This is a genomic window from Streptomyces novaecaesareae (assembly GCF_000716875.1).
GTDB classification, from domain to species: domain Bacteria; phylum Actinomycetota; class Actinomycetes; order Streptomycetales; family Streptomycetaceae; genus Kitasatospora; species Kitasatospora novaecaesareae.
On the sequence record NZ_JNWQ01000148.1, the window covers coordinates 1 to 8,297 of the forward strand.

The window sequence follows — 8,297 nt, forward strand, 5'->3', positions numbered from 1 at the left end:
CTAAGGGTTGTCCCGTAACTGATCTTTGGCAGCACGAGAGTGGCTGGCCGGGATCGCATCCCAGGTTCCCTTTGGGAGGCACTGACCTCGGTTCACCCCTGCGACGGCACGCCACAGCAGCGGGTAGCAGACGCCTCCTCCCGACAACGTGCGGACCTCCCGACCTGGGGAGATGAGCAGGGCCCCTGTTATCGTGCGCCGATGTCAACGATCAAACAGTTCCAAGTGACCTTCGACTGCGCGGAGCCTGCGCGCCTCGCCGCCTTCTGGTGCGAGGTGCTGGGGTACGTCGAGGGCTTTGCCACGTGGGAGGAGTACCATCGCTCGCTGCCGCCCGAGGATGAGATCTACTTCGCGTGCACTGATCCCTCGGGTGTGGGCCCGCGCTTGCTCTTCCAGCGAGTTCCCGAAGGCAAGGTCGTCAAGAACCGGGTGCATCTCGATGTGCGGGCTGGCGCCGGGCTCGTGGGTGAGGAGCGCCTGGCCACACTCGAGGCCGAATGCGCGCGGCTGATGGCGCTCGGCGCGAAACACGTGCTGACGCAGCGCGCCGATGGCGTCAACGAGTCGTGCATCACGATGCAGGACATCGAGGGCAACGAGTTCTGCCTCGCCTGATTCTCCTCCGAGACTGCGAGGTGGGGAGCCGTCTCCAGCCTTGGGGAACGTCGGGGCAGCCGATATCCTGTCTCTTATACACATCTCCGAGCCCATAGTTCTTCGACTGCTCGGCGACCTGGTGGTCGCGGGTGGGTACCAGCGTCCCGTCCATGATCAGCACCGCGTCCTTGGCGAAGCGCCTGCGCGGGGCCAGCGCGAGCCTGGCGCCGAGGTGGTCGATGACGCGATCGGCGGTGGACTTGGACACTCCGAGGAGCGGCGCGAGTTGGCGCAGGGTCAAGTTGGTGTGCCAGTACGCGGCCACCAGTAGCACCCGGTCCTCCAGGGACAGCTTCCACGGCCGACCACGGCCCGGCGCGTCGCCGCCCTCGCGGCGCAGCTGCCTCATCAACTTGCCGAAGGCACGCGGGCTCAGTCCGGCGAACGGGGCTATCCAGGACGGCTCAGACGCCGTGATCACACCAGCCACGGCCGAGATCATCCCACGGCAAGATCACTTACGGGACAACCCTTGACCTCTGTCTCCTCGGGCGTCGTGGTCCAGGAACTTGATCAGTCGCGCTTCCGAACGCAGAAGCCGCTCTCGCAGTTCAAGGGGAAGAGAGGCGAGGGCGTCGACCAGGACTCGCTGGCGCGGGATGTGCACCAGGTTGCTGCAGTAGATCCTGCAGCTGGAGCACCAGGCGAGTCCGACGCAGCGCTCGAACATGGTGGACCCGGGCGGATGGAAGCGGTACTGGTACGAGCGGATGGGCGTTCCGCAGGCGGCGCAGACTCGCCTATCGCCGTCGGGAACCGTGTCCCAGGTCATGACCCTTCGCCAGTACTGCCGCCCGGCCGGTGTTCTTCAAGTCGTCATACCAAGCATTCTCCATCCCCGGGAGTCGGCCAGCACAGTCGTCCGAGTCGGGCTCGGGCCGATCAGGGTTCCAGCAGCGGCCCCAGCGCCTCCTGCATCTCGGCGAAACCTGCCAGGCCGTGACCGGCATCCGCCCGGTCACGCTAGCCGTGATTCGCCCGAGCTCGCCGAGGGCCACGACGACGGCATGCCGAACTCATGCGCGGACAGCGCTCGCCACCGCTGTCAAGACCGGGGACGTGCCCGACGCCTGAACATCCTTGCGCGGGAAGTCGGCCCGGCCGGCTTCTCGCGCACACTTCTTCCCGCCCGTGCTCGGGTTGGTCAGTCCGTGGCCTTGGGGTGGCCGGTTCCCGCATAGGTGATCCAGGCCGTGCGGTTGGCGTCGTCGATCAGGTACCAGAGGCAACCGCCGCCAGTGACTGTTCCCAGCCCTCCGCCGCTTCGGAGTTGGCAAACCGGAGGTCGTACTCATCGCCGGTCGGGGGTTGGCGCAGCGCGGTCGCCGCGCTTCGGGCTCACTCGTCCGCCTCTGGCACCGGGACGGGCCCGAGGTCGCCTTCGGGCTCGCGGGTGAGGACTGCGTACAACGCAGGGTCCGCGTGGATCTCGGCACTGTGCTTCCACTGTTCCAGCAGCAGCGCGAGCGGGGCGAGGTTGTCCAGGGCCACCGCACCGCGCGCCGTGTCGACCAGTTCGGCGAGCAGGGTGTCGATGTCCTCGGCGGGCAGGAAGGTGCTCCACGGCAAGGCGTCGGGCAGTGCCTGGCGCAGTGCGTCGATGTTCTCGGTCCGCACCAGACCCGTGAGCAGGCGGGCGGTGAAGTCCATGACCGTGGCGTCGCGCTCCATCTGGTCGACGCGCATCAGGGCGAGATCTCCGGCGTCGCGTCGCCGGAGTCTCAGTGCCCGGACGGCGTCCAGTCTGCGCGTGGTCGCAGCGGGGTGGTGCAACAGGTCGCTGAAGGGCACGTCCTCGTAGGCCGCAGTCATGACATCCACAGTAGCTCGGATATTCGCGACGAGCGCGTGCATCGGGGGAAGCGTCAGTGCTGTCCGTGGTGGTCGCGGGCCACGTGCTCACCGTTCTCCGGGGAGCCGCCCATCATGCGGAGCATCGCGGGGCCGCCGGTGCGGAGGAAGCGGATCAGCAGGATGGTGGCGAGGAGTAGGAAGGCGATGTTGAGCCAGGTGGTGTAGTTCCACTCGACGCCGGACATCGGGATCTTCGCGTTCCGCTGGTCGGGGACCAGGCCGAGGCCGCCGAAGAGGAACTCGACGACGTAGCCGGCGAGGACCATCGCCGTGTAGAAGGTGCCGAGGAGGAAGAGGGCTGTCCGAACGCCGTAGTACTTCCGGTAGATGTTGAGGATCGGCAGGATCAGCAGGTCGGCGAAGATGAACGAGACCACGCCGCCGAAGCTGATGCCGCCCTTCCAGAGCACCACGGCCAACGGCACGTTGCCGATCGAGCAGACGAAGGACGCGATCGCCACCAGCGGGCCGATCAGCGGGCCCCAGAGCTTGCCGGCGAGGGGGTGGTCGGCGAAGAAGAAGGCCTGCCAGAAGGAGTCGGGCACCCAGGCGGCGATGGCGCCGGCGATGAGCAGGCCGAGGACGAGGTCGCGGAGAATCGCCGCCCACTCCATCACGAAGACGTGCGCGACGGACGTGACGCCCTGGCGGGACAGCAGGCGGCGGGCGAAGGAGCCTTCCCCGGCGACCGACATGTCCATCGCCGCGTGGCCCTCCATCGAGCCCGCGCGACCGAACTCGGCTTCGTGGCGGGCCTCGCGCAGCAGGCGGTCGCGCAGTAGCAGGCGGAAGAGGACGGCGAGTACGAGGATCATCACCGGCCCGCCGACGAACTCGGCCGCGGTGAACTGCCAGCCGAGCAACAGGGCCAGGATGACGCCGAGTTCGACGACCAGGTTGGTGGAGGCGATCTCGAAGGCCATCGCGGCGGTGAAGTTCGCGCCCTTGCGGAACAGCGAGCGGGCCAGGGCGACGGCCGCGTACGAGCAGGAGGAGGACGCGGCGCCGAGGGCGGAGGCGACGGCGAGGGTGCGCGGGCGGTCGTCGCCGAGCAGCCGGACGACGGTGGACTTGTGGACCACGGCCTGGACGACGGCGGAGAGCAGGAAGCCGAGGATCAGGGCCCAGGTGATCTCCCAGGTCATCGATCCGGCGATGGACAGCGCGTGCAGGAGCGCATGCATGGTGGTCCGCCTTCCCCAGGTGTGACGGGATTCGATGGGCGCGGCACACCATATACCTGTAGGGGGTATTCAGGAACAGCGGCGCGCCGCAGCCCCGGGGCGGTCGAATAGCTCTCTCATTACCCTAGGGGGGTATGTTATGTTCTGAAAGCGAAGCAGCCGCAGGGGCCAACTCCCCTCGCGGCGCAGGGAACTTGACGACACAGGGAGCACACCCATGAGCGAGACCACCGTCACCGTCCAGCCGGCCGCCGTCGAGGCCTCCTCCTGCTGCGGCTCCTGCAGCACCGGTGCCGCCGAGACCCCCGCCGCCGCCTCCGCCCTGACCTCGGCCTTCCAGGTCAAGGGCATGACCTGCGGACACTGCGTCACCGCCGTCACCGCCGAGCTGAAGAAGATCGACGGCGTCACCGAGGTCGCCGTGGACCTCGCCACCGGCAAGGTCACCGTCGGCAGCGCCCGGCCGCTCGTCGACGCCGACGTGGCCGCCGCCATCGACGAGGCCGGCTACGACCTGGTCGGCCGCCTCGACGGCTGAGGCCGGCAAGTCGTACCTCTACGACCTGCGCCGCGTCGACGCCCCCCGGCCCTGACGGACCGAACGGCCCGAACGGGCCGGACAGCACCGAGCCGTACGCCCGTCAGACCCGGTCGAGCGCCCGGTGCGGCCCGTCCGGCAGCTCGACCGCGATCGGGTCGCCGGGCCGGATCGCGCCGCCCGTGCGGACGATGCCCATGATCCCGGCGCGGCGGACGATCGTGCCGTCCTCGGCGCGGCCGACGACCTGCTTGAGCAGGCCCGCCCGGTAGTTGTCGATCTGCGCGCACGGATTGCGCAGGCCGGTGACCTCCACCGCCGCGTCGGGGCCGATCCGCAGCACCGCGCCGACCGGCAGGCCGAGCAGGTCCACGCCCTCGGTGGTGATGTTCTCGCCGAGCGCGCCCGGTGCCACGTCGAAGCCGGACTCGGCGAGCTCGGTGAGGAGTTCGCGGTGGATGAGGTGGACCTGGCGCAGGTTGGGCACGGTCGGGTCCTGGGCGACGCGCGAGCGGTGCTTGACCGTCACTCCGGCGTGCACGTCGCCTTCCACGCCGAGGCCGGCGAGCAGGGTGATGCCGGGCCGGTTCGGCTTGGTGAACGAGTACTCGGCGTTGCTGCTGACTGCCACCACGGTGCCGGTCATGTCTCGGACCCTCCTCACGGATGTGCGTTCGATCGGCCCCGAGCATAGGCCCCGCCCGAGTGCCGCAGCTCAGCCCTCCGAAGGCGCCCGCAGCAGGGGCAGCACGACCTCGTCCAGGACCTCCGCCACCACGCGGTCGGACGGCACGGTGCCGGCCGTCAGGAACGCGTCCCGCAGCAGGTCGAGCGGGAGCGAGACGACCCGCGGGGTGATCCGGGCGGGGTTGATCTCGCCCCGGTCGGCGGCGCGGCGCATCATCACGCCCAGGCTGTCGACCGGCCCTTCGGCGGTCAGTCCGACGGCGAAGCCGGCCCGCAGTTCCGGGACGCGCAGCAGGTCGACCAGGAAGCCGTGGACGGCGTCCGTCGGCAGGTCGTCGAAGCGGTGCAGCAGGCTGCCCAGGAAGACGGCCAGGTCCGCCCGCAACTCGCCGGTGTCCGGCGGCGCCTGGTAGTCGGGGGCGTTGCGGCCGAGGGCGGCGATGACGAGTGCGGCCCGGTTGGGCCAGCGGCGGTAGAGCACCGGCTTGCTGGTGCGGGCGCGGACGGCGACGCCCTCCATGGTGAGCCGGTCGTAGCCGTGATCGGCGAGTTCGGCCCAGACGGCGTCCAGGATCGCCCGCTCCAGCTCGTTACCGCGCCGCCGCGACGCTCCGGCCGTTCCGGCTCTCTCGCTCACCACCGACGCCGACACCTCCCGCGCCCTCCGTACCGACTCTCGTAGATACGTTGCGTTTCTTACCGGGTCGAGTCTACAGTCGAAGAAAGAAACGCACCGTATCTTATGGCCGGATGGCCAGGAGGAGTCCGTCATGCGTTCCGTCCAGCACGCCGTCATGCACGCCGAGGGCCGAAGCCGCACCGCAGACCCGACCGACGTCCTGGTGGTCGGTGCCGGCCCGGTGGGCCTCGCGCTCGCCCTCGGGCTGGCCCGCGCCGGGGTGGGCTGCCGCGTCATCGAACGGGAGCCCCGCTTCCGCGACCGCGGCGTCCGCGGCAAGGGCGTCAACCCGCGCACCCTGGAGGTCTTCGACGACCTCGGCGTGGTGGACGCGATCCTCGACCGCGGCGCGCCCGACCTCAAGGTCCGCACCTACGAGGGCGACCGGCTCGTCCGCGAGGTCGATCCGGCCCCCGCCAACCCGCCGACCCCCGACCGCCCGTACCCCGGCATGCTGCTGCTCGGCCAGCACCACACCGAGGCGGTGCTGCGCGAACGGCTCGCCGGGTACGGCGTCACGGTCGAGACCGGCACCGAGCTGACCGGCCACACCCAGGACGCGGACGGCGTGCTCGCGACCGTCCGCCGCGGCGACCGGACCGAGCTGCTGGGCGCCCGCTACCTGGTCGGCTGCGACGGCGGGCGCAGCACCGTCCGCAAGCTGGCCGGCATCCCCTTCCTCGGCGAGACCTGGGAGCAGGAACGGTTCCTCATGGCCTCCATGGACGTCGACGGCCTGGACACCGACGCCATGCACATCTGGAACGACCCCCGGCTCGGCGTCGGCGCACTGGCGATGATCCCGATGCGGGCGGACGCCAACTGGGCCGTACACCTCTCCGTCGAGCAGGACGAGCACGGCGGGATCCCGGCCCCGACCCTGGAGACCTTCCGCAGCCTGTTCGCCGAACGGGCCGGCCTGCCCGGGGTCACCCTCCACGAGCCGGTCTGGTCCACCGTCTGGCGGCCCACGGTCCGCATGGTCGAGCGCTACCGCGACGGCCGGGTGCTGCTCGCCGGGGACGCCGCGCACTGCCACTCCGCGGCCGGCGGCCAGGGCATGAACACCGGCATCCAGGACGCGCACAACCTGAGCTGGAAGCTGGCCGCCGTGCTGCGCGGCGCACCCGACGCGCTGCTCGACAGCTACCAGGCCGAGCGCCTGCCCGTCGCCCGGGCCGTCCTGGCCGCCACCTCCGCCCAGCACCGGGCGCTGTTCGGCGCCGACGGCGCCCGCGCGCTGACCGACCAGTTCGTCCACCTCGCCGCCGGCGGAAGCGACTTCACCGGGCTCTCCGTCGGCTACCGGGGCGGGCCGCTCGGCCGCGACCTCGACGACACCACCGGCATCCGGGCCGGCGACCGAGCCCCCGACGCACCCTGCGCCACCGCCGACGGCACCCCGACCCGGCTGTTCGACCTCTTCCGCGGGCCGCACTTCACGCTGCTGACCGTCGGCGCGCACCCGGCCCTGGACGGGCTGGCCGAGCGGTGGCCGACCGCGCAGGCCCCCCTGCCCGCCGCCACCCCCCTGCGCCGGGCCGCCGTGCTCGACCCCGGGGGCCACGTCGCCCGGGCGTACGGGCTGCGCGGCGACGCCGTCGTCCTGGTCCGGCCGGACGGCTACGTCGCGCTGACCGGCGCCACCGCCGATCCGGGCACCCTCGCCGAGTACCTGGAGAGCTACGCCCCGGTGGCGTGAGCCACAGCAGAAGCCCGCGCCCGCTCGTCCGCGCCGGCGAGCCAGAAGTACACCGGCGGGAGCCCGAGTTCGATCGCCATGAGCAGCAGCTGGAACCCGTGCGGCCGGCCGTCCACCGCGAGGGACAGCACCCGCCCGAGGCCGCCCAGCAGGAGCACCGCCGCCAGCCACCGCACCTCCCGGGCGGGCACCGGCGCCTGCCGGGCGGCCCGGATCCAGGCTCCGCCGTACCCGGCGAAGACCGCCCCCATGAAGCGGCCGAAGCTGCCGACCGTCGGGCCCCCGGCCGTGCGAGGAGGTGCTGATGGAGGAGGTCGCCGAGCAGGCCGGAGTCTCGCGCGCCCTGCTCTACCGTCACTTCCCGAGCAAGCACGACCTGTTCGCCGAGGTCTACCGGCAGGCCGCCGACCAGCTGCTCGTCCGGAGCCGTTTCGACCCGGCCGACACCCTGGTCGAGCAGCTGGTCGAAGGCATGGACGCCCACCTGGACTACTTCACCGCCAACCGGCACGCCGTGCTCGCCGCCAACCGCGTCCTGGCCGGGGACCCGGTGCTCCAGACGATCATCACCGAGGAGCTCGACGCCCTCCGCGGACGCCTGCTCGGCGTGCTCCCGCTCGCGGACGAGAACGCGCGGCAGGCCGTGTCGCAGATCCTGCGCAGCTGGCTGGTGTTCGTCCGGGTGCTGGTCGTCGACTGGCTGACCGAGGAGACCTGCACCCGCGACGAGTTGCGCGACGCCTGCATCGGCGCCGTGCTGGGTGCGCTCCGGCCACTCCTGCCCGCCGATCCGGCGCCCGGCTGGGGGCGGTGACGCTTACCATCGGTCCGTAACGGGAAATACCGCCTGAAGCATACAACTGCGGTTGAAAATATGACAGTTGGATGTGAAGGCCGCACCCACCGCGAAGGGACCCATGGACTCCGCCGCAGCCGACACCCGGACCACCCTCCCCCCGCTCCACCGCCTCCCCGTCTCCTGTCTCTTATACA

General features: G+C 70.9%; 7 protein-coding genes and 3 pseudogenes. 4 read left to right on the top strand and 6 right to left on the bottom strand.

Annotation, left to right across the window (positions count from 1 at the left end; all coding sequences use genetic code 11):
• Positions 1–201: 201 nt before the first annotated feature.
• A complete protein-coding gene (locus OP86_RS31590) occupies positions 202–618 on the top strand; it encodes a VOC family protein (RefSeq protein WP_033334275.1) in 417 nt (138 codons plus the stop codon).
• A gap of 94 nt (positions 619–712) precedes the next feature.
• Here OP86_RS31590 and OP86_RS35370 read toward each other — a convergent pair.
• From OP86_RS35370 to OP86_RS31600, 3 genes and pseudogenes are all read right to left on the bottom strand, one after another.
• Positions 713–1,090, bottom strand: a pseudogene (locus OP86_RS35370) (transposase family protein); the annotation flags it as partial.
• A gap of 908 nt (positions 1,091–1,998) precedes the next feature.
• Positions 1,999–2,472: a hypothetical protein gene (locus tag OP86_RS31595; protein WP_030061575.1), complete on the bottom strand. Its 474-nt coding sequence runs from the start codon at positions 2,470–2,472 to the stop codon at positions 1,999–2,001.
• A gap of 53 nt (positions 2,473–2,525) precedes the next feature.
• Positions 2,526–3,698: a permease gene (locus OP86_RS31600; protein WP_030061576.1), complete on the bottom strand. Its 1,173-nt coding sequence runs from the start codon at positions 3,696–3,698 to the stop codon at positions 2,526–2,528.
• A gap of 217 nt (positions 3,699–3,915) precedes the next feature.
• Here OP86_RS31600 and OP86_RS31605 point away from each other — a divergent pair, with 217 nt between their 5' ends.
• Positions 3,916–4,236: a heavy-metal-associated domain-containing protein gene (locus OP86_RS31605; protein WP_030061577.1), complete on the top strand. Its 321-nt coding sequence runs from the start codon at positions 3,916–3,918 to the stop codon at positions 4,234–4,236.
• Between the two features lie 103 nt (positions 4,237–4,339).
• On the opposite strand, the gene OP86_RS31610 is transcribed toward OP86_RS31605, so the two are convergent.
• Both OP86_RS31610 and OP86_RS31615 read right to left on the bottom strand, forming a co-directional pair.
• Positions 4,340–4,882: an MOSC domain-containing protein gene (locus tag OP86_RS31610; protein ID WP_030061578.1), complete on the bottom strand. Its 543-nt coding sequence runs from the start codon at positions 4,880–4,882 to the stop codon at positions 4,340–4,342.
• Between the two features lie 69 nt (positions 4,883–4,951).
• On the bottom strand, positions 4,952–5,560 hold the full coding sequence (locus OP86_RS31615; protein WP_030258075.1) for a TetR/AcrR family transcriptional regulator: 609 nt from the start codon (positions 5,558–5,560) through the stop codon (positions 4,952–4,954).
• A 133-nt stretch (positions 5,561–5,693) separates the two neighbouring features.
• On the opposite strand from OP86_RS31615, the gene OP86_RS31620 reads away from it, so the two are divergent.
• A complete protein-coding gene (locus OP86_RS31620) occupies positions 5,694–7,304 on the top strand; it encodes an FAD-dependent monooxygenase (protein ID WP_051831110.1) in 1,611 nt (536 codons plus the stop codon).
• Here OP86_RS31620 and OP86_RS31625 read toward each other — a convergent pair.
• A pseudogene (locus OP86_RS31625) lies at positions 7,286–7,585 on the bottom strand (DUF4345 domain-containing protein); the annotation flags it as partial. The gene OP86_RS31620 and the pseudogene OP86_RS31625 overlap by 19 nt on opposite strands.
• 5 nt (positions 7,586–7,590) lie before the next feature.
• Between OP86_RS31625 and OP86_RS31630 the strand changes: the two are divergent.
• Positions 7,591–8,118, top strand: a pseudogene (locus OP86_RS31630) (TetR/AcrR family transcriptional regulator); the annotation flags it as partial.
• Positions 8,119–8,297: the final 179 nt, after the last annotated feature.